Source organism: Pseudophaeobacter profundi (assembly GCF_029697505.1).
GTDB classification, from domain to species: Bacteria; Pseudomonadota; Alphaproteobacteria; order Rhodobacterales; family Rhodobacteraceae; genus Pseudophaeobacter; species Pseudophaeobacter profundi.
Genome location: NZ_JARJEF010000005.1, coordinates 186,360 through 204,620 on the forward strand (window position 1 = coordinate 186,360; position 18,261 = coordinate 204,620).

Here is an 18,261-nt window from a genome sequence, read left to right on the forward strand (position 1 = left end):
CGCAGCGATGCTGCATGGAAGGCGCTTTATTCATCTATCGCGGATGCGTTGCAGCTGCGTTCAGTCGGTCAGGCGCGCCAAGTAGTCTGAATGGGTGGCAAAGAAAGAGCGGATAAGGGTTGCAACCTGGTGATCCAGGCTGCGTAGCCGAGGCAATTCTTCCAGCACCTGATCCAGCCCGGTCAGCGCATTTTTGTCCTGGTCGCCCAGATCCTCGGGGCGTGCGAAACCCATCGACCAGGCGGGAAACAGGCGGTCGGATACCTCGCCTTGAACCAGCCGTAGAAATTGTTTGTGGTTGGGGTTTGCGGCGATACGGGTGACACAGGCCTCGACCGCTTCACGCTCTCCCTCCAGCACCTGCAAGAATGACCCGTCATGGTACATTAATAAGCCACTGATATGATCGCGTTGGTTATTTCGGCGGGCCACGGCCAGCAGGGCCTCAAGCTGCGCGTCTGAAAACAGGTTCATCGCGGCACTAATATAGACTGTCCTGTACATGATCGGCCCCTGATCGTTTTTAGGCGACTCTACCCCAGGCGCGCCGATCAGGCTATAAATTTGGTTGACGCAGGGGGTCATACCACTAGCCCTTCGCGCTTGAGGTTCTCGATCTCGTCGGCGATGGCCGTTGCAAAGGCCTGCCCCACTGGGCTGAGCGGGCGGCCGCGCGGTACGAATTGGGCAATGTCCCAGGTGATTTCAGGGATCAGCTGATGCGCTGTGACCTTGTTGGTGTCGATCAGACGTAGCGCCACCGGGTCGACGATGGCCAGGCCAACGCCGCGCTCGACCAGCCGCACAACCCCCTGCAGGGTGCGCAGCTCGGCGGCGATGGTGCGCCGCACGTCAATCGTGTCCATCATATTGTCAACGCGCTGGCGCAGCGGGCTGTCCGGAGAGAGGTCGATAAACCATTCCTTGCGCAGTCTGGGCAGGGGGATTTCCTCGACCGTGCCAAGCGGGTGTCCCCGAGGCATGATGCAGCGCGCGGCACAATGGCCCAGTGGCTTGGCATCACCGCCAAAGGCCTCGGCGTTGAGGGTGATGCCAAAAGCAAGGTCGCAGCGCTGTTCAGAGATCATCCGCAGCAGCTCTGCCATGCCGACATCAACGATCTGCACCGTCGCCTGCGGGTGGGTTTCACGAAATCTTTGCAGCGCATCGAGCAGAAATGTGTCGCAGAACACCGGCTGCGCGGCAATCACGAGGTGGCCGACTTGGCCATTGGCTATGGCCACGGCCTCTTGCTCTAGATCATGCAGCCCGGCGAGGTGACGCACCACTGTCTGGTGAAAGCGAAAGGCCTCTGGCGTGGGGGCCAAGCGATTGCGTTTACGCAAGAAAAGCGTAAATCCGACTTTGTCCTCAAGCCCGGATAAAAGCCGACTGATCATCGGCTGGCTGGTCTCCAAATACTCGGCCGCGAGCTTGCCGCCGCCCAGCCGCATGTAGGCGTCGAAGGCCTCCAGTTCTTTGAGTTTGTACATGATCGCCTCTCAGTATGCATTTTATGCAACTCACGGCATGCCATTGTCAACAATCGCATACTGTGGATGGTGTCGCCAATCCAACAGCTCCGGATTTTCCGGACCAGACGTGAGGTGAACATGAAAAAACTACTCGGATCGATTGCTCTTGCTATGATCGCCATGACCGGCCCGCTTGCGGCTCAAACCTATCCGGAACAGGCGGTGACGCTGGTTGTTCCCTATGGCCCCGGCGGTGCCTCTGATCTTGCCGGGCGCGCCCTGGCAGAGACCGCGCAGCCCGCATTGGGCCAGCCTCTGACTGTGATGAACCGGCCCGGTGCTGGTGGCATGAACGGCGCCCGCTCGGTTGCGGCTGCTGATGCTGATGGCTACACGCTGCTGTTGGCCCGCGTTGGCATGGCGCTGTCACCCGCCGTGATGCCGGGCTCTGCCGTTCCGTGGGATTCCTATACCTTCCTTGGAATGCTGGAAGCCACGCCAATGATTCTCGCCGTGCGCAGCGATGCCCCATATGATTCTGTCGAGGCGCTGATTGCGGCTATCGAAGGCGACAAGGGAAGCATGACTTATGCCGCGTCGGGCGCCACTGCGATTGACGGTTTCACCACCCAGGCTCTGCTGGCCGACAACGATCTTGACCCCCTGACAGCCGCGACCCTGGTGCCCTACAAAGGTGGCGGTGCGTTGGCCACGGCGCTGCTGGGCGGTCACGTGGATTTTGTTGCCATGTCCGCAGGATCGCTGATGCCGCATATCGAAAGCGGAGATCTCAAGGCGCTGATGGTCTTTGCGCCCAAGCGTATGGAGAGCCTGCCCGAAGTCGCCACCGCGCAAGAACTGGGGTATGAAACCGCTGGCCAGATCGCTGGCTGGAGCGCGCTTTACGGTCCCAAGGACCTGCCCGAAGCGGTTGTCGCCAAGTGGAACACCGTCCTGTCTGACGTGGCCACCAATGAACAGTGGCTGGAACTCGCGCGCCGTCGTGGGTCTATCTCGACAATCGGTGACGTCGACATGACCGAGTTTGCCAAGCAGCAGTATGAACTGTTCCACGGTCTGGCGAAGGACTTCGGTTACCTGCCCAACTAAGGGCGCGCCGCACCGGCCGCTTGACGACCTACTGGCGTGGCCCGGATCGGGCCGCGCCGCTCTCCTCATACGAGGACCTTTTTCCCCCAGGAGTCCCGCCATGTCCAAGCCCGTCCTGCGGGGGCTGGTAATTGCTGCTTTCTTCGCGCTTACCGCCTTCGCCCTGGTCCCTACATTTGTGCCCCGTCCCGCGTTCATTCCCGGTTTTGCGCCGCCGCCGGACATGTGGCCACGCGCTGTTTCACTGATCGGGATTGCACTTGGCCTGCTGGCGTTGTGCCTGGCGCTGACCCGGCCCGCAGCACAGGAAGAGCCCGTCGAAACCGATGGCAGCAGCCCATGGCGCATGGGGTTGCGGTTCGCTGGGTTGGTGGGCGTTTTCGGCCTGTTCCTGCTGCTGATACCGTACCTTGGCTTTTTGCTCTCGACCATGGCCTTGACGCTGGTTGTGGTGCTGATGACCGGAGAGCGCGACCACAAGCTGTGGATCTTTTTGCTGTCTTTTGTCGGGCCAGGGCTGCTGCTTCTTTTCTTCACCTACTCGCTCGGCACCCAGTTTCCCAAGGGCGCGCTGACCAAGCCCTTTGGCTTCTGATAGGAGATATCCATGCTCAACGAAATTCTATCGGCGCTGCAATCGGTTGCCACGCTTCAGAACCTGCTGATCATGATCGCAGGTATCTGGGGTGGGGTCATTGTTGGCGCCATTCCCGGCATGACCGGAACTATGGCGGTGACCTTGGCACTGCCCTTCACCTTCTACATGGATCCGGTGCCATCGATTCTCCTGTTGGTCGCCCTGTACAAGGGCTCGACCTATGGGGGGTCGGTCTCGGCCATCCTGATCAAGACACCGGGCACCGCCTCGGCTGCCTGTACCGCGCTTGACGGCTATCCGCTGGCTCAACAGGGCAAGGCGGGCAAGGCGCTGAACATGGCGCTGTATTCTTCGGTGATTGGTGATTTTATCTCCAATCTTTCGCTGATCTTCTTTGCCGCGCCGCTTGCCATCCTGGCGCTGCGGATCGGTCCGCCTGAGTTCTTTATGCTGATGTTGTTTGCGCTGACCACCGTGGCTGGCGTGTCCGGCAATTCACTACTGCTTGGCCTGGTGTCTGCGGCCCTTGGGCTGCTGTTGGCGACGGTGGGCGAAGACATGTACGGCTCGTTCCGTTTCGCCTTTACCCCTGACATGCAGGCGGGGCTGTCGATTGCGCCAGTGCTGATTGGCCTGTTTGCGCTGCCTGAGCTAATAAAACTCGTGGTGATGCGGGTGGCCAAGAAGGAAAAGGCCGCGACACTTGGCGCACAGCATGTGACGCGAGAAGAGTTCATGGGCTCGTTGCGCAGCATTCTCAAAGGCTCTGTGATCGGCTCTGTTCTGGGGGCAATCCCCGGTATTGGCCCATCATCGGCGGCGTTCTTTTCCTATGGCGAGGCGCAGCGCAGTTCCAAGCGCGGCAGCAATTTTGGCAAGGGAGAGCTGGAGGGCATCGCCGCGTCGGAATCGGCCAACAACGGTGCCTGTGGCGCAACAATGATCCCATTGCTGGCGCTTGGGGTGCCGGGTGACGTGATCACTGGCGTCATGCTGGGAGCCTTTATGATTCAGGGCCTGACGCCCGGCCCGCTGCTGTTCCAGACCAACATGCACGAGGTCTATATGCTGCTGATCGGCATGTTGATATCCTCTGTTCTGCTGTTCTTTGCAGGCAAGGCAACCATGCGTATGTTTGCCAAGGTTTCGTATATCCCGCAGACGCTGCTGACACCGCTGGTGCTGCTGTTGTGCATCTTTGGGATCTATTCGATTGCCTCAAGCACCTTTGATGTGGCGGTACTGCTGGTGATGGGCGTGGTCGGCTTTGGCATGTTCCTGCTGAACATTCCGGCTGCGCCATTCCTGATCGCCTTTATCCTTGGCCCGATGCTGGAAGAAAACCTGCGCCGTGCGATGGCGATCTCACGCGGGGATCCATCGGTCCTGCTCTCCACCCCGATTACCTGGATCTTTGCTGCACTCATCGTGTTTGCGCTTGGCTTTACGCTGCGCCGTGAAATCCGGAAAACCAAGACAGAAAGACAAGTTGCACAATGACACACCAGAGCGAGACCCTCTGCGCCGAGGACCGGCTGAAACGCGCAGGTCAACATCTTTGCGATCTGATCGCCTTTGATACGGTGTCGTGCAATGGCAACCGGGCCCTGATCGACCATATGGCGGCCTATTTCGGGGATCTAGGCGCACGCATCACCATCCTGCCCGACGAAACCGGTGCCAAGGCCAACCTCGTCGCGGCCTTCGGTCCCGAAGATGTGGCTGGCCTGGTCTGGTCCGGTCATACCGATGTGGTGCCCGCAGTTGAGCCAGAGTGGCAAAGCGATCCCTTCGTCGCAGAGCTGCGGGACGGTAAGCTCTATGGGCGGGGGGCCTGCGACATGAAGGGCTTTGCGGCCTGCGCCATGGCAGTTGCCCCCGATTTGGCTGCTGCAAAGCTGACGCGGCCCGTTTACCTGTGCTTTTCCTATGACGAAGAGGTGGGCTGCCTGGGGGCGCCTGCGATTGCGCGGTATCTGGCGGCACTGCCCACCCCGCCAGAGTTCGCGATCATTGGTGAGCCTTCGATGATGCAGCTGGTGACCGGCCAGAAGGGCAAGATTGCCATGCGGGCACAGGTCAACGGCACCTCGGGGCATTCCTCATTTGCACCAGAGCACGTGAACGCCATCGAATACGCTGCCCAGGCCATCGCGCGTATCTCTGAACGCGGCCGCCGCTACGAGCAGGAAGGGCCATTTGATGCGGATTTTACGGTGCCACATGCGACCATGCTGGCAACCATGATCAAAGGGGGCGTCGCCACCAATGTTACCCCTGAAAGCTGCGGTTTCACCTTCGAGCTGCGCGCGATCCCCGAGATGGACCCCGAGGCTGACATGGCCGCGCTACTGGCCCAGATCGAGACAGAGGTGAGTGCGGCCATGGCCGCGAAGGTTGAAGGCACCGGCATCACCTTTGAACGCATTTTTGCCTATCCCGCGATGGGTGAGGCGCGCAACACCGCTGGGTTTACCCGCTACGCATCTCTGTTGCCGGCCTGGGGCGGCAAGGTTTCCTACGGATCCGAAGGCGGCGTGTTCGAGCAACTGGGCGGCATTCCCTCAGTCATCATCGGGCCAGGTTCGATCGCGCAGGCGCACAGGCCGAACGAGTTTGTCTCGCTCGAGCAGTTGGGCCTTTGCGTCGACTTTCTGGGCAGCCTCATATCGCACCTGTCGCAACAGGCTGGCGCAGGGCACACCTGATCTGAAGTGCCAAGGGCAGGGCGTCACCACACGACCTGCCCCTGACAAAGCCGACTCGCTGCCTGGTGTCCGGGTCGAGGAAGGCGACGGCGTCTACATCGGTGCGCAATGCGCGACCGAGACCTCTGGAACCTACGACGTGCCGACAGGCTGGTGATGGGCAACGGTGCCCCCGCGTAAGTGATGTCTATGGCGAAGAAACCGAATGCAAAATTCAAGGGTGCGGTCGGGCCGCTATCTGTGGCGATATCTCCGTCCCCTAGGATTCCGTTGACCCTGACGGTGACAGGATCAACATTGCGTTCAATCTTTACAGAGCGCACATCCCTTCACCAAAGCTGATCTCGTGATTTACCTGCACGGCGTTGGTCAAGCGGCATGCGCTCATGCGGGGTCGTGGTGAACGGGGGGGCAGTAAGGAAAATTGGATATTGGCCACTTCGAAAAGGGCATGCACGGTTCGCGTTCCATGTGAAACACTCACCTGGGGCTATTCGATCCGTTTCACTGCACGCGCCTGCGCGTTGCGCCACTTGCGCGGCGGCATGCCCATCTTCTTGCGAAATGCGTAGGTGAAACTGCTGACGCTTGCATAGCCGAGCTGGCTGGCGACCAATTTGATGGGGGTTCCATCGAGTATCGCATCACATGCGGAGCGCAATCTGGCCTGTTCGGTATCCTGCGCCACGGTGCAGCCGAACACTTCGCGGTAGGCCAGCGCCAATCGGTTGGCCGCCAGCCCAAGTCGGGCCGCCAGTTCGCCCAATCCGGGCGGTGCCATCGCTTCGGCCTGTAGCATGACGTGGGCTTCATGCGCAGCCTGCACCTCACGTGGTGCAACGCCGGGGGGCCTGTCGGTGGACAGGGTCTCTAGTTGATAACAGAGGATCTGCAGGGCGGCTGCCTCGATCAACTGAGTGCGAAGTGGCAAACGGCTGTGCAGTGCCTGCTCAAGCGATATCCTGAGGTAGCTGGGCAGCGGCGCTTTGGTAAGAAAAGACGGTCCACCCATCCCGTCCAGAAGCCTCTGAACTGCCTTGGGGACCTTACCCGCAAACCATCTCTCGACCATTTCCAGCGGCGCGTTTACCCCAAAGATATCGGCTTCACGCCGGTTCAGCCGAAACAAAGCGCCGGATTCACGGGGACGGATCAGACCGACCGTTTCGCTTTGATAAAGGGCACCACAGGTCAACTCGGCGGCAAAGCTGCCGCCCAAAGGCACTTGGGTGAACACGTAATCCGCAGGCCGGTTGCTGACGACTTCGACCGTATCCGGCCCGTTGGAGCGAAACCGTGTTTTGGTCCAGGCAATCCCGGTATCCGGCGCCGCCTTGGCACGCTGCACCTCGATATCAACGGTTTCGGTTTTTACCTTCACGGTCTCCAGACCGGATAAGCATAGTTCGACGGGCTGGGCGGCGTCAGGGGTTGGAGGATTGCGAGACATAAGAAGATAAACATCAATAGAAACAAGGACCGATCCGAAGCTAGGGGAACCTCGCCGCACAGGCAAGGGTAGCAATGCCACTCATTCGCCACCACCATGAAGAGCGTCCTGCAAGTGCTATCCCCGATGCAGGAATTCGACAAAAAAAGCCGCTATCTCGACAAAGACGCTCCCTACGCGACCCCGCGCGAATTGGATATGATTTGCCTGATGCCGCGCATGTCTAACACGGGCGGCCCTTAAGACAGATAATAACTGGTTTCCTTCTGATCGCGCTCTCACCGGCAGCGGCATGTTTTGGCGTGCTTTTGCGCTGGAGACGCAAGGCGGGGGAACCGGATGGGAGGCGGAGCATGGTGACATTGGAGGGAATCGCAGCGGCGGGGCTGAGGGGAGCTGAAATGCTCTGTGGCAGATCGGTGATGGGGGCCGCGATGCTCTTAGCGCTTTTCGCCGTAGGCGGCGAACCTGCGCTGGCATTGGACAGATGGAATGGAGGCAGCATCAGAAACGAAGGTTTCGGCACTTGCCGCATCGAAATGCAGAGCAGCGGCACGGGGGCTCAAGTTCGTGCTGCGGGGCGCGACGCTGGTGGCTACATGTACAGTTATTATGATGGCAGTATGATCAGTCGCCCTGCCATCACAGAAACGATCTTGGAAGACTATTGCAGTTTTACATCCGTCAGAAATCTCGTGCAGAGTACGCCCGCCGCGTCTTATGCAGCCGAGGATTGGTTTGGGTTCGAGTTCGAGTTCGTCAGGCCTGGGGATGGCCTCTACCGCGGTAGGCACGGGCTGACGGGAGCCACAGGCACCCAGCTGGTCTCAGAAGAAACCTTGCTTGATCCGGTTCCGACCGTCACCCTTTCGGGGCTAAGCGGCACTTTTATCAATCCACAGATCGTCACCGCCACCTTTAGCGAGACAGTCGACGGCTTTGACGCGTCGGACATCCAGGTGACAAATGCCACCATTTCCAGCTTCGCCGGATCGGGTGCCACCTATACGTTCACGGTTGCACCCGATGGACCGGGTACCGTGACGGTCCAGGTGCCTGCACATAGCGTCACCGACAGTGTATCCCTGCCCAATCCTGTTTCCAACACGCTGAGCGGCACAGCGGAAACGGTCAGTGTTACAGCGGATTTCACTGCTAACCCTGGATTCGGAATTTCGGTGCCGCATACCGTTTTCTTCACAGACCAATCCTCATCTACTCCACCGGCGTTGAAGACTTGGAACTGGGACTTTGGCGACGGAGATACCAGCACGTCACAGAACCCGATTCACACTTACATGACCTTCGGTACTTTTTCCGCAACGCTGGAAACCTGCGTCTACACGACCTGCGACACCAAGAGCATGACCATCGAAGTGGTGGATGTTCCTGCCACCATGACCCCGTCTCTGTCCGGATTTAGCGGCAATGTGGTCGGCGCGCAGACCGTGACGGTGGAATTCAATGCGGGCGTGGATACTTCGGATGCGCTGCAATTGTCGGATTTTGACGCAACCAATCTGACGCTCTCGAACCTGTCTGCAGGGTCGCCGACGCCCGCATATGGCCAGACGCAGACCTACACTTTGACCGCGACGCCGGATGGGGACGGCGCCATATCGCTGACCCTGCCAGCAGGTGCGGTGTCCAACTTTCGCAGCGTAGCAAACACGGCCTCCAACACGCTCTCTGGTGTTGTGGACACCACTGCGCCCACCATCACGCTGGTGGATGCGGGCGCCAGTACCACCCCCTATGTTGGCTATCGTTCTGTTGTCGAATACCCATCTGGCACGATATTTGTACTCGGATACTCAGCCACGTTTCCCGATACAGTCGTGCGCATGGGCAGGAGCATTCTTCCTGACAACAAAATGCGCTATACGATTGTCCCGCAACGTGACGGCCCGGTCCATGTGACCTTCCCTGCCGGGATGTTCAGGGATGTCGCCGGAAACCTCAGCGCCGAGACCCGGATAGATCTTGGTTATGCGGATGTGGACGAGCCACGACCGGAGATTACTGGTATGCCCACATCGGTTGGTGGTGCGTTCGATGCAACCATCACGTTTTCCAAAACCGTCGAAGGGTTCACCGGGTCGGACATTCAGATCAGCGGTGGTACGCTCTCGTCCCTTGCGGGGAGCGGTGCGAATTATACCGCCCGGATTACCCCGGACGGCAGTGCCTCCATCACAATTTCTATCCCTGCGGATGCCGCACAACATGTGGCAGTCGCAGGGGTGCCCGGTGTTTTCTCTGTCGCCGCAGCCCCCGTGAGCACAGTCTATAACACCACGCCGGTGGCCAACGCAGGGCCAGATCAGGTGGTGCAAAGCGGCGCAGACGTCACATTGGACGGCAGCGCGAGTGCCGACCCCAATGGCGATGCGCTCACCTATCACTGGAGCGCGCCCGCAGGGGTTACGCTGAGCGACGCGACGATGGCACAGCCCAGCTTTGCCGCGCCGACCCTGTCGCCCGGTGATCCGGATAAGGTGCTGTCGATCACGCTGACGGTCGATGATGGCACAGAGACGCATCAAGACACCGTTGGCGTGACGGTAATGGCGCAGGTTGCCGCCACGCTTTCGGGGCTGCCGTCCGACATTCGTGGGACCGAGACGATAACTGTAAGTTTCAGCCGCGATGTGACCGGCTTTGATGAGGCGGATCTACAGCTTCAGAACCTCACCCTCAGTGCATTTTCGGCGAGCTCACCCAGTTCTTATCAGTTTGATGTTACCCCGGTGGCGCGTGGTCCGGTTTCGATCACCCTGCCCGCAGGCGTCGCGCAGGACAGCAGAGGAAACACCAATGCGGTTGCCACACTCTCGGCCACAGGTTTCACCAATGAGGCCCCCGTAGCGGACGCCGGGTCGGACCAGGTTGCTGGTGGTGGTGTGCTCGTCACTTTGGATGGATCAGGGTCGACCGATCCCGATGGCGACAGCCTGAGCTACCGCTGGACGCCCCCTGCGGGCATCAGCCTGAGCGACCCGGCTGCGGCACAACCCAGCTTTACCACCCCCGGCATTTCCCCCGGAGATCCAGATCAGGAGCTGGATTTCACCCTTACCGTAGATGATGGCACCGAAACCCATAGTGATCAGGTCAGGATCATCCTGCGTACGGATGTAAGCGTAACCCTCGCAGGGCTTCCCAATAGCTTCAGCGGTCCGGGGCAGCATCAGATCAACATTCAGTTCTCGCGTGCGGTCACCGGGCTGACGGCCAGTGATCTGGTGATCTCTGGCGGAGAGGTACAGTCGCTCAGCGGCAACGGTGCGACCTATCAGGCACAACTGCGGGCCAGTGGTCAGGGGGATCTTGCGGTTTCCCTCCCGGCGGGTGTGGCACAGGACAGCAACGGCATTCCCAATGCGGCGTCAAACGAGATGACGGCGGTGAACCGGATTGTGGAACAAACCAGCCAGTTGATTGCAGGCTTCATGCAGGCCCGGACCAACAATCTGATCAGCAACCAGCCGCGCGTGGCTGATTTCTTGCTTGGGCGCAGCACAGGCAACCAGATGAATGCTGCCGTCACCCGTGGTCGGTTCAACATGGATATGGCAATCGCCCCGCAAGGCGGAGCATGGGGCACCTTCCGCGCTGCCGTCAGCGAGAGCGATGGTCAAGACAGTGGCTACGCGCTTGCGACCATTGGGCGGCATATCGAGGTAAAGCCAAATCTGCTGCTGGGGGCGATGCTGCAACTGGACTATGCCGAAACCACCGAAGGCCCCGCCGAGGTCGACGGCTATGGCTGGCTGGTCGGACCATATGCGGTGTATCGCTTGCCCGATCAGCCGGTGATTTTCAGCGCGCGTATTCTTTATGGGCAATCCAACAACGATATCGCACCGCTTGGCACGTATCGCGATCAGTTCAAAACCGAACGCTGGCTCGCCCAACTCGGTATCACCGGAGAGGTCATCAGCGGCGGATGGAGCGTCTTTCCCTTCCTGACGGCCAGTCATGCCCGCGATGATCAGCATGCCTATACCGACAGCCTTGGCAACACGATCCCGGCTCAGGGGTTTCAGTTGACCAATCTGGAGCTGGGCGCGGATTTCGAACTGCAGCTGGCGCGCGAGACCGGCCAGCGGGTTCTGACGGGCGGTCTTTCGGGGATTTGGTCGGCAACCTCAGGATCCGGTGCTGCCGCCCTGCGCGAGCCCGCCTATGAAGGTGGACGCCTGCGGTTGGAACTGGGCTACGGTGGTGTGTTGCCCGGTGGTGGCCGGTTCCAATTCAACGCGTTCGGCGACGGCATCGGCGCCCGTGGCTACGCCAGCTACGGTGTGGAGGGAACCTATTCCTTTGCATTCTAACGGTTTGCCTTGGCCGCCTCGGCGATGTGGGGCGGCCATGGGAGTGGAGCAAAGCATCAGTTAGCCCAGAATGTCGGGAATGCCGCGGTCGACGATAAGGGGGGGGCGGAGATGGCCTGTGCCGCACCGTCGGCGATCAGGTCCTGCGGCCCGTTTCGGGGATTGTGTGCAGGCCATGGTGGGCGAGTTCTTCAATGAGTCTGGTCCTGCCCGCACCCGGACCACCCGTCACGACGAAGACGTGGTCGCTCATGGGCGATCCTCGAGTTTTATCGCGGGAGAGGGCTGCACGGCGGTTTTCACGCCATTGGCGTGAAACGCAGTTGCATTGATTTTCCAGTGGAAAACAATACGCGCCCACGCGTCAGCTGCAAAGCCTATGACCAAACTCTATACTGTCGTGGGATTTTCAAAGGGTGATTTGGTGGAGCCTAGGAGGATCGAACTCCTGACCTCCTGCATGCCATGCAGGCGCTCTCCCAGCTGAGCTAAGGCCCCAAATCACTCCGCTAGATGTCTGGGCCGTAGGCCTGTCCGTCTTGCGGTGTGAGGGTGATTTAAGGGACGATGGAGCGGGCCGCAAGAGGAAAATGCACCATCGTCACGAGTTTTTTTGCCAAGGCTTCTTGCCTGATCCCCAGGCAGCCGGTGGGCTGCTTGGGAGAGGTTGCGCAGCCTGGGCTGGCCTTAGGTATCGTCGTCTTCAGACGCGACATCGGCGATCTCTTCGAGCGGCACGGTATCATCGTCGTCGTCGTCGTCGTCCAGAACGTCATCGCCCAGATCCAGATCGACGTCTGTGTCGTCATCGTCCAGAACATCGCTGTCATCGGCGTCGTTTTCTTTGGCTTTGTTGCTGGCGGCATCCGCTGCGTCGGCTTCGATCATCCGGCTTTTGCCAGTGCTGAGTTCAACAACTTCGCCCGTGTAGGGGCTGACGATCGGATTTTTGTTCAGGTCATAAAACCGCTTGCCGGTGGTTGGGCAGACGCGCTTTACGCCCCATTCTTCGTTGGGCATGTGGGTCCCCTTGATTTACTGGTGAGTCGTATCGACGATTCAGTTGCCTTGCCATATGAGGTAGGCACTGTCAAAGCCTTTGCCATAAAGGGACACCGCCATGAGCGCATATCACCTGCCCGGAGATCCACCGGTCCCGCTGATTCTGCGGCGCTCGGCGCGGGCGAAACGGATCAGCCTGCGCATATCGGCGCTGGACGGGCGGGTGACGCTGACGCTGCCCAAGCGGCTGGCGGCGCGCGAAGCACTGGACTTCGCCGCTGAAAAAGAGGCCTGGATCCGCGATCATCTGGCGCGCCATCCAGTGCCGGTTGCGGTTGGTTTTGGCAGTATACTTCCCGTTGAAGGAGTGCCGCGTCGCATCGTGCCCGGGTCGGCGCGCGGGGTGAAACTGGCCGAGGACACAGTTGCCATTGGCGGTAGCAACCCGGCAAAGTCACTGCAACGCTACCTGAAAGAACTGGCCCGGGATCGGCTGGCAGAGCGTTCCGATCACTATGCGGCGCAGGTCGGGCGCGCCTATGCCAAGCTGAGCCTGCGCGACACCCGCTCGCGCTGGGGGTCTTGTTCCTCTGCCGGGACGCTGATGTATTCCTGGCGTCTGATTCTGGCCCCGCGTGAGGTGCTGTCTTATGTCGCCGCCCATGAGGTGGCGCATCTGGTCGAGATGAACCATTCGGCTGATTTCTGGGCCGTGGTGGCGCGGCTCTATGGCGACAGCACGGCACCGCGCCGCTGGCTGCGCCAAGAGGGGGGCGGGCTGCATCGCTACCGGTTTGAGCCTGTTTAGGCGGGCCTCGGCCGAAATCTGGGCTGGCTGGTTGCAGCAAATGGCGCGGCATGCATTCGGCGCTTGACCTGCGCTATGTTTGTGATCACAGACATGCACCATGTCGATACCAGTCAAACCCATTGCAGCGCCCGCCACCGATACCAGTGCTTCGGCCCATGATAGGGTTTACCGGGCGCTGCGGGCGCGGATCATGTATGGTGACATTGCCCCGGGCGAGGCGCTGACCCTGCGCGGTATTGGCCGCGAATATGGGGTTTCGATGACCCCGGCGCGCGAATCCCTGCGCCGTCTGGTGGCCGAGGGGGCGCTGTCGCTGTCCTCCTCGGGGCGAGTTGCCACGCCTGAGCTGAGCAATGAGCGGATCGAAGAACTGGCGGCCCTGCGGGCGTTGATCGAGGTCGAGCTGTCCAGCCGTGCCCTGCCACGGGCGCATATGGCGCTGATTGATCGGCTGCAAGCCATCAATATGACCATCGCCGAGAAGGTCTCTAAACGGGACGCGGTTGGCTATATTCGCACCAATCTTGAATTTCACCGCACGCTTTATCTGCGGGCGCAGGCGCCGGCTATGCTGGCCATGGCAGAAACGGTCTGGCTGCAGCTTGGGCCTACCATGCGGGCGCTCTATGGGCGGCTGCGGCGCACCGATCCGCCGCAGAACCACCGGCTGATCATTGCCGCCCTCAAGGCTGGTGACGAACCGGGCCTGCGTCTGGCGGTGCGATCCGACGTGACACAGGGCCTGCGGCTGCTGGTGGTCTAGGCCCAAACAAGTGAACGTGGAAAGAGATTTGGAACAGATGCCTAGAGAAATACGAAAGGCAAATGCTGCAGATGCAGAGGCTCTGACCGCCTGCATTGATGCAGCCTATGCTAAATATGCCAGCCGTATTTCCGACCTGCCACCCGTCTCCTCTGGGATTTCAGAGGAAATTGAGCAGAGCCAAGTCTGGGTCGCGACCGAAAGCGGTCAAGTGATTGCGGGCTTGTTTCTCTCTGCCCATGAGGGGGTCTTGAAGCTAGCCAACATCGCGGTTCACCCCGATCACGCGGGCAAGGGCTTGGGTCGTGCGCTGATGGAATACGCGGAAAACGAGGCCAAGCGGCAGGGGGTTAGCGAAATGCGTCTCAGCACACATGTTGATATGCCTGAGAACGTGCGGTTGTACCAATACCTTGGCTGGCAAGAATACGAACGCAAAGGCAATCGCGTTTCGATGCGCAAAAATCTGGGAACCGCCAAGAGAACCGTGTGAGCAAGCCAGCCCTGAAAAAGCCGACGCATTCGCCGACTTTTTTGTTGGTTGGGATAGCCTTAGGCTGCCAGCCCTTTGGAGCCGATGTCGAGGAACTTTTGACGACGGTCCTTGATCAGCTCTGCGCCATCCAGGTCCTTCAACTCGTCGAGCATGTCCTGAATGGCAAGCCCAACCGAAGCCATCGTGGTCTTGGCGTCGCGATGTGCACCGCCCAGGGGTTCGGGGATGATCCGGTTGATCACCGCGAGTTCATGCAGGTTTTGCGCGGTGAGACGCAGGGCTTCGGCGGCTTCGCGCATCTTTTCGGCGTCTTTCCACAGAATAGAGGCGCAGCCTTCTGGCGAAATCACCGAATAGACCGCATGTTCCAGCATCGCGACACGGTTGGCGGTGGCAAAGGCCACAGCGCCGCCGGACCCGCCTTCGCCGATGATAACTGAAACCACCGGCACGCCGATTTTCAGGCTCATCTCGGTTGAACGGGCAATGGCCTCGGATTGGCCGCGTTCTTCGGCACCCTTGCCGGGATAGGCCCCGGTGGTATCCACCAGTGTGACCACGGGCAGGCCAAAGCGGCCGGCCATTTCCATCAGCCGCACGGCCTTGCGATAGCCTTCGGGGCGGGCCATGCCAAAGTTGTGCAGGATGCGCGCCTTGGTGTTGGATCCCTTTTCATGGCCGATCACCATCACGGGCTGATCATTGAACCGGGCCAATCCGCCCATGACCGCGAGGTCATCGGCAAAGTTCCGGTCGCCGGCCAGCGGTGTGTATTCTGTAAAGAGCGCGTCGATATAGTCGCGGCAATGGGGCCGTTCCGGATGACGCGCTACCTGGCATTTGCGCCAGGGGGTCAGCTCTTTATAAAGATCCTTCAGCAGCTGCTCGGCTTTGACGTCCAGCGCTGCGGCCTCATCGGCCATATCCATCTCTTCATTGGCCCGTGCCAGGGCGCGAAGTTCTTCTGCTTTGCCTTCGATTTCGGCCAGCGGTTTTTCAAATTCCAGATACTGTGTCATATCGCCTCGCTCTCGCGTTTTGCCGTATATGGCCCTCTGCGCGCCCAGATGCAACTGTTGCCCGACTGCGCCGTCAATTTGTGCCCTGCCGGGGTATAGACTGTGGGCGGCAAAAGAATGCGATGCGGGCATCGGTTCCGCAAGATTGGTAGATTGCAACCATGCCAAATCTGTTCGGACACCACAAAGGGAACCCCAAGGTCAGGGTCTCTGCCTACGAAAAGCGCATTCTGCGCGTCCTCGACTATATCCATGATAACCCGGCTGGAGACCTGTCCTAGATCAGTTGTCTGATATGGCGGCGATGTCGCGATTCCATTGGCACCGAGTGTTTCATGCTGTCACCGGCGAGACCAGGCTGGCGCAGATCGGTGCCTCGGTGGCGATTAATTACGACAACCCCGATGCAACGCCAGAGGCGCAGTTGCGCAGCTTTGCGGGTGGCGAATTTCAAGGCGGCCCAACGCCAGACGGTCTGGGGGATGCGACCATAGCTGCGGGCAGGGTTGCGGTGCTGACCTACAAGGGACCCTATGCCGGGATTTCGGCAGCCTATCATAGCCTGTTTGGCAATTGGTTGCCGGAAGCAGGTGAAGAACCGGCAGAGGCCCCCTGTTGCGAGATCTATCTTAACAATCCGCGTGAGGTCGCCCCGGAAGAGCTGCTGACCGAGATCTGCCTGCCGTTGAAGTAGGAGAGGGCTGGCCGCAGTTATTGCGGCCAGATCACCGGATAGAGCGAGGCCACGAGCAGCCCGGCCATCAACCAGTTGAACTGTGTCAGGCGGCGCGGATTGGTCAGGAAACGTGCCATCTGCTGGCCCAGGATGGTCCAGGATCCCACCGAAGGCAGGTTGATCGCGCCAAAGACCGCACCGACCAGAAAGATCGCCCATAGGGTTTGGTCGGGGGTGTAGGCCGTGATCGCGGTCAGCGCCATGGCCCAGGCCTTTGGGTTGACCCATTGAAAGGCCGCTGCCTGTAGAAATGTCATCGGCGTTCCGGTCGCACCGCTGGCCTGCGCGGGGCCGGCATTGGCAATTTTCCACGCCAGGTACAGCAGGTAGACCACTGAACAGATCTTGAGCAGGGTATAGGTCAGCGGTATCGCATCAAATATCTGCACCAGCCCTGCGCCCACCAGAACCACCATGAAGACAAAGCCAAGCGCCACCCCAAGCATATGCGGGATGGTGCGGCGAAAGCCAAAGTTGGCCCCCGAGGCCATCAGCATCAGATTGTTCGGTCCCGGCGTGATCGAGGACACAAAGGCAAAAAGCGCAAGCGCCAGAAAGAGTTCATATGTCATTGAGTGAATTTGCTGCGTATTGCCCCAAATGAAATTGCGTTTTCGTGTGTATTCTGCGTATTTTTGCAATCAATGGCAAAGAATGATCAGATAAACCAACATATATTGCGTGAGCTCACCCGCGATGGCCGCATCAGCAATCTTGAATTGGCTGATCGCGTTGGGCTGTCGCCCTCGGCCTGTCTGCGCCGGGTGCAGGATCTGGAACAGGCTGGGGTGATTACCGGTTACCGTGCCGTGTTGGACCGCGATGCCATGGGCGCGGGGTTTGTTACCTATATTGGGGTTGGCCTGGGCGAACACACCAAAGAGGCGCAGACGGCCTTTGAACGCGCCATGCAAGAGGCCCCGGAGGTGGTGGAATGCCATAATATCACCGGCACCATCGAGTACCTGTTGCGGATCGAATGCGCTGATCTGCCCAGCTACAAACGGTTTCACACTGATATTCTGGGCACCTCTCCCTTTGTGACTGCTATCACTACCTATGTGGTGATGGGCTCTCCCAAGGATCTACGGGCCTAGCTGCGGAGGGGCAGCAGTGTTGCAATCGCAATCGCCGGGGACGCAAGAACGGGCAGGGCGGTGCAGTGCTGCAGCAGGTCCTTTGCCCCCGCCATGGAAGCCTGTGCAAGCACCACGCAAGAGGTGTCAGGCGCCAGGGCTAGGCTTGTTTCGACCTGGGTTGCGATTTTTGCGTGGAACAGCGGGGTGTCGCCCTCGATAAAATGGGGCCAGAGGTCGGGAAGCGGCAGGGGGCGGATCTCGGCGGCTCTGCCCCGCTCTGCAAAGGCGCGCTCTAACAGGGCAGTCGAAGGGGCGCGGGTGCTGTCCAGACAATAGACCATCATCACCGGCCCGCCGATCTCTGCGGCGCGCTGCATCATCGGCCAGTCAATGCGGGTGGCACCGGCCATTTCGGCCACTGCGCCGATGGTGGTGCAACTGCATAGCACAGGCCCCGGTGTTGCCTCAATGGCGGCAGAGATTTCCTGCCGCAGCTCTGCTGTCATGCCGGTCTGCGCCCGTGTGAGCCAGTCTGGACGCACCACATGCGCCAGCAGTGCCTGCGGGGCTAGTACATCAAAGCTCGCCACATGGACTTCGGCGGTATGAAACAGGGTCAAATCGGGCATGACATCACCTTCAGGCGCGCGTGATTGCAAAAAAAAGGGCACCCAAGA

Annotated in this window: 17 protein-coding genes, 1 tRNA gene and 1 pseudogene; 10 read left to right on the top strand and 9 right to left on the bottom strand. The window is 59.9% G+C overall.

Translation table 11 applies throughout. The features are described from left to right. Positions 1–60 precede the first annotated feature (60 nt). On the bottom strand, positions 61–504 hold the full coding sequence (locus P2081_RS10610) for a BLUF domain-containing protein (RefSeq protein WP_278922839.1): 444 nt from the start codon (positions 502–504) through the stop codon (positions 61–63). Between the two features lie 77 nt (positions 505–581). Continuing rightward, complete coding sequence (locus P2081_RS10615) at positions 582–1,493, bottom strand: LysR family transcriptional regulator (RefSeq protein WP_278922840.1); 912 nt, start codon at positions 1,491–1,493, stop codon at positions 582–584. Between the two features lie 120 nt (positions 1,494–1,613). On the opposite strand from P2081_RS10615, the gene P2081_RS10620 reads away from it, so the two are divergent. The 4 genes from P2081_RS10620 (at position 1,614) to argE (ending at position 5,891) form a co-directional block, all read left to right on the top strand. Further along, positions 1,614–2,585, top strand: a complete 972-nt coding sequence (locus P2081_RS10620; RefSeq protein ID WP_278922841.1) for a Bug family tripartite tricarboxylate transporter substrate binding protein — start codon at positions 1,614–1,616, stop codon at positions 2,583–2,585. Positions 2,586–2,685: 100 nt separating this feature from the next. Continuing rightward, positions 2,686–3,180: a tripartite tricarboxylate transporter TctB family protein gene (locus tag P2081_RS10625; RefSeq protein WP_278922842.1), complete on the top strand. Its 495-nt coding sequence runs from the start codon at positions 2,686–2,688 to the stop codon at positions 3,178–3,180. Positions 3,181–3,192: 12 nt separating this feature from the next. Continuing rightward, positions 3,193–4,683: a tripartite tricarboxylate transporter permease gene (locus P2081_RS10630; protein ID WP_278922843.1), complete on the top strand. Its 1,491-nt coding sequence runs from the start codon at positions 3,193–3,195 to the stop codon at positions 4,681–4,683. Continuing rightward, positions 4,680–5,891 carry an acetylornithine deacetylase gene (argE, locus tag P2081_RS10635; protein ID WP_278922844.1) on the top strand — a complete coding sequence of 404 codons (1,212 nt, stop codon included), beginning with the start codon at positions 4,680–4,682 and terminating at the stop codon, positions 5,889–5,891. Before P2081_RS10630 ends, argE begins: the two co-directional genes overlap by 4 nt. A 490-nt stretch (positions 5,892–6,381) precedes the next feature. On the opposite strand, the gene P2081_RS10640 is transcribed toward argE, so the two are convergent. Further along, on the bottom strand, positions 6,382–7,272 hold the full coding sequence (locus P2081_RS10640; RefSeq protein WP_278922845.1) for a helix-turn-helix domain-containing protein: 891 nt from the start codon (positions 7,270–7,272) through the stop codon (positions 6,382–6,384). Positions 7,273–7,694: 422 nt separating this feature from the next. Between P2081_RS10640 and P2081_RS10645 the strand changes: the two genes are divergently transcribed. After that, a complete protein-coding gene (locus P2081_RS10645) occupies positions 7,695–11,678 on the top strand; it encodes an Ig-like domain-containing protein (protein WP_278922846.1) in 3,984 nt (1,327 codons plus the stop codon). A gap of 136 nt (positions 11,679–11,814) precedes the next feature. Here the strand turns inward: P2081_RS10645 and P2081_RS10650 are convergent, their stop codons facing one another. From P2081_RS10650 to P2081_RS10660, 3 genes are all read right to left on the bottom strand, one after another. Beyond that, positions 11,815–11,931, bottom strand: coding sequence for an AAA family ATPase (locus P2081_RS10650; protein ID WP_278922847.1), 117 nt, complete (start codon positions 11,929–11,931; stop codon positions 11,815–11,817). A gap of 169 nt (positions 11,932–12,100) precedes the next feature. Beyond that, a tRNA-Ala gene (locus tag P2081_RS10655) sits at positions 12,101–12,176 on the bottom strand. 189 nt (positions 12,177–12,365) lie between these two features. Beyond that, a complete protein-coding gene (locus P2081_RS10660; protein WP_278922848.1) occupies positions 12,366–12,698 on the bottom strand; it encodes a TIGR02300 family protein in 333 nt (110 codons plus the stop codon). Positions 12,699–12,798: 100 nt separating this feature from the next. Between P2081_RS10660 and P2081_RS10665 the strand changes: the two genes are divergently transcribed. The 3 genes from P2081_RS10665 (at position 12,799) to P2081_RS10675 (ending at position 14,747) form a co-directional block, all read left to right on the top strand. Further along, entirely contained in the window at positions 12,799–13,488 is a 690-nt protein-coding gene (locus P2081_RS10665; protein ID WP_278922849.1) for a M48 family metallopeptidase, read from the top strand. A gap of 100 nt (positions 13,489–13,588) precedes the next feature. Beyond that, the gene (locus P2081_RS10670) at positions 13,589–14,254 is read left to right on the top strand and encodes a GntR family transcriptional regulator (protein ID WP_278922850.1); all 666 of its coding nucleotides are present in this window, start codon (positions 13,589–13,591) and stop codon (positions 14,252–14,254) included. A gap of 37 nt (positions 14,255–14,291) precedes the next feature. Continuing rightward, the gene (locus tag P2081_RS10675; protein ID WP_369011407.1) at positions 14,292–14,747 is read left to right on the top strand and encodes a GNAT family N-acetyltransferase; all 456 of its coding nucleotides are present in this window, start codon (positions 14,292–14,294) and stop codon (positions 14,745–14,747) included. Positions 14,748–14,806: 59 nt separating this feature from the next. Here the strand turns inward: P2081_RS10675 and P2081_RS10680 are convergent, their stop codons facing one another. Then, positions 14,807–15,769 (bottom strand): acetyl-CoA carboxylase carboxyltransferase subunit alpha, encoded by a 963-nt coding sequence (locus P2081_RS10680; protein WP_278922851.1) that lies wholly within the window; start codon positions 15,767–15,769, stop codon positions 14,807–14,809. Between the two features lie 161 nt (positions 15,770–15,930). On the opposite strand from P2081_RS10680, the pseudogene P2081_RS10685 reads away from it, so the two are divergent. Next, positions 15,931–16,463 (top strand): annotated as a pseudogene (locus tag P2081_RS10685) (AraC family transcriptional regulator). A gap of 17 nt (positions 16,464–16,480) precedes the next feature. Here the strand turns inward: P2081_RS10685 and P2081_RS10690 are convergent. After that, entirely contained in the window at positions 16,481–17,077 is a 597-nt protein-coding gene (locus P2081_RS10690; protein WP_278922852.1) for a LysE family translocator, read from the bottom strand. Positions 17,078–17,149: 72 nt separating this feature from the next. Here P2081_RS10690 and P2081_RS10695 point away from each other — a divergent pair, with 72 nt between their 5' ends. Further along, positions 17,150–17,602, top strand: a complete 453-nt coding sequence (locus P2081_RS10695; RefSeq protein ID WP_232402919.1) for an Lrp/AsnC family transcriptional regulator — start codon at positions 17,150–17,152, stop codon at positions 17,600–17,602. On the opposite strand, the gene P2081_RS10700 is transcribed toward P2081_RS10695, so the two are convergent. Then, positions 17,599–18,213, bottom strand: a complete 615-nt coding sequence (locus tag P2081_RS10700) for a hypothetical protein (protein WP_278922853.1) — start codon at positions 18,211–18,213, stop codon at positions 17,599–17,601. The two genes, P2081_RS10695 and P2081_RS10700, sit on opposite strands and share 4 nt — an antisense overlap. Between the last annotated feature and the right edge of the window lie 48 nt (positions 18,214–18,261).

What these genes read in the sequence shown, in the direction of transcription:
- P2081_RS10660 (WP_278922848.1), bottom strand. Translation starts at nt 12,698, where the DNA reads ATGCCCAACGAAGAATGGGGCGTAAAGCGCGTCTGCCCAACCACCGGC.
- P2081_RS10665 (WP_278922849.1), top strand. Translation starts at nt 12,799, where the DNA reads ATGAGCGCATATCACCTGCCCGGAGATCCACCGGTCCCGCTGATTCTG.
- argE (WP_278922844.1), top strand. Translation starts at nt 4,680, where the DNA reads ATGACACACCAGAGCGAGACCCTCTGCGCCGAGGACCGGCTGAAACGC.
- P2081_RS10680 (WP_278922851.1), bottom strand. Translation starts at nt 15,769, where the DNA reads ATGACACAGTATCTGGAATTTGAAAAACCGCTGGCCGAAATCGAAGGC.
- P2081_RS10670 (WP_278922850.1), top strand. Translation starts at nt 13,589, where the DNA reads ATGTCGATACCAGTCAAACCCATTGCAGCGCCCGCCACCGATACCAGT.
- P2081_RS10650 (WP_278922847.1), bottom strand. Translation starts at nt 11,931, where the DNA reads ATGAGCGACCACGTCTTCGTCGTGACGGGTGGTCCGGGTGCGGGCAGG.
- P2081_RS10690 (WP_278922852.1), bottom strand. Translation starts at nt 17,077, where the DNA reads ATGACATATGAACTCTTTCTGGCGCTTGCGCTTTTTGCCTTTGTGTCC.
- P2081_RS10700 (WP_278922853.1), bottom strand. Translation starts at nt 18,213, where the DNA reads ATGCCCGATTTGACCCTGTTTCATACCGCCGAAGTCCATGTGGCGAGC.
- P2081_RS10630 (WP_278922843.1), top strand. Translation starts at nt 3,193, where the DNA reads ATGCTCAACGAAATTCTATCGGCGCTGCAATCGGTTGCCACGCTTCAG.
- P2081_RS10695 (WP_232402919.1), top strand. Translation starts at nt 17,150, where the DNA reads ATGGCAAAGAATGATCAGATAAACCAACATATATTGCGTGAGCTCACC.
- P2081_RS10675 (WP_369011407.1), top strand. Translation starts at nt 14,292, where the DNA reads ATGCCTAGAGAAATACGAAAGGCAAATGCTGCAGATGCAGAGGCTCTG.
- P2081_RS10620 (WP_278922841.1), top strand. Translation starts at nt 1,614, where the DNA reads ATGAAAAAACTACTCGGATCGATTGCTCTTGCTATGATCGCCATGACC.
- P2081_RS10645 (WP_278922846.1), top strand. Translation starts at nt 7,695, where the DNA reads ATGGTGACATTGGAGGGAATCGCAGCGGCGGGGCTGAGGGGAGCTGAA.
- P2081_RS10610 (WP_278922839.1), bottom strand. Translation starts at nt 504, where the DNA reads ATGTACAGGACAGTCTATATTAGTGCCGCGATGAACCTGTTTTCAGAC.
- P2081_RS10625 (WP_278922842.1), top strand. Translation starts at nt 2,686, where the DNA reads ATGTCCAAGCCCGTCCTGCGGGGGCTGGTAATTGCTGCTTTCTTCGCG.
- P2081_RS10615 (WP_278922840.1), bottom strand. Translation starts at nt 1,493, where the DNA reads ATGTACAAACTCAAAGAACTGGAGGCCTTCGACGCCTACATGCGGCTG.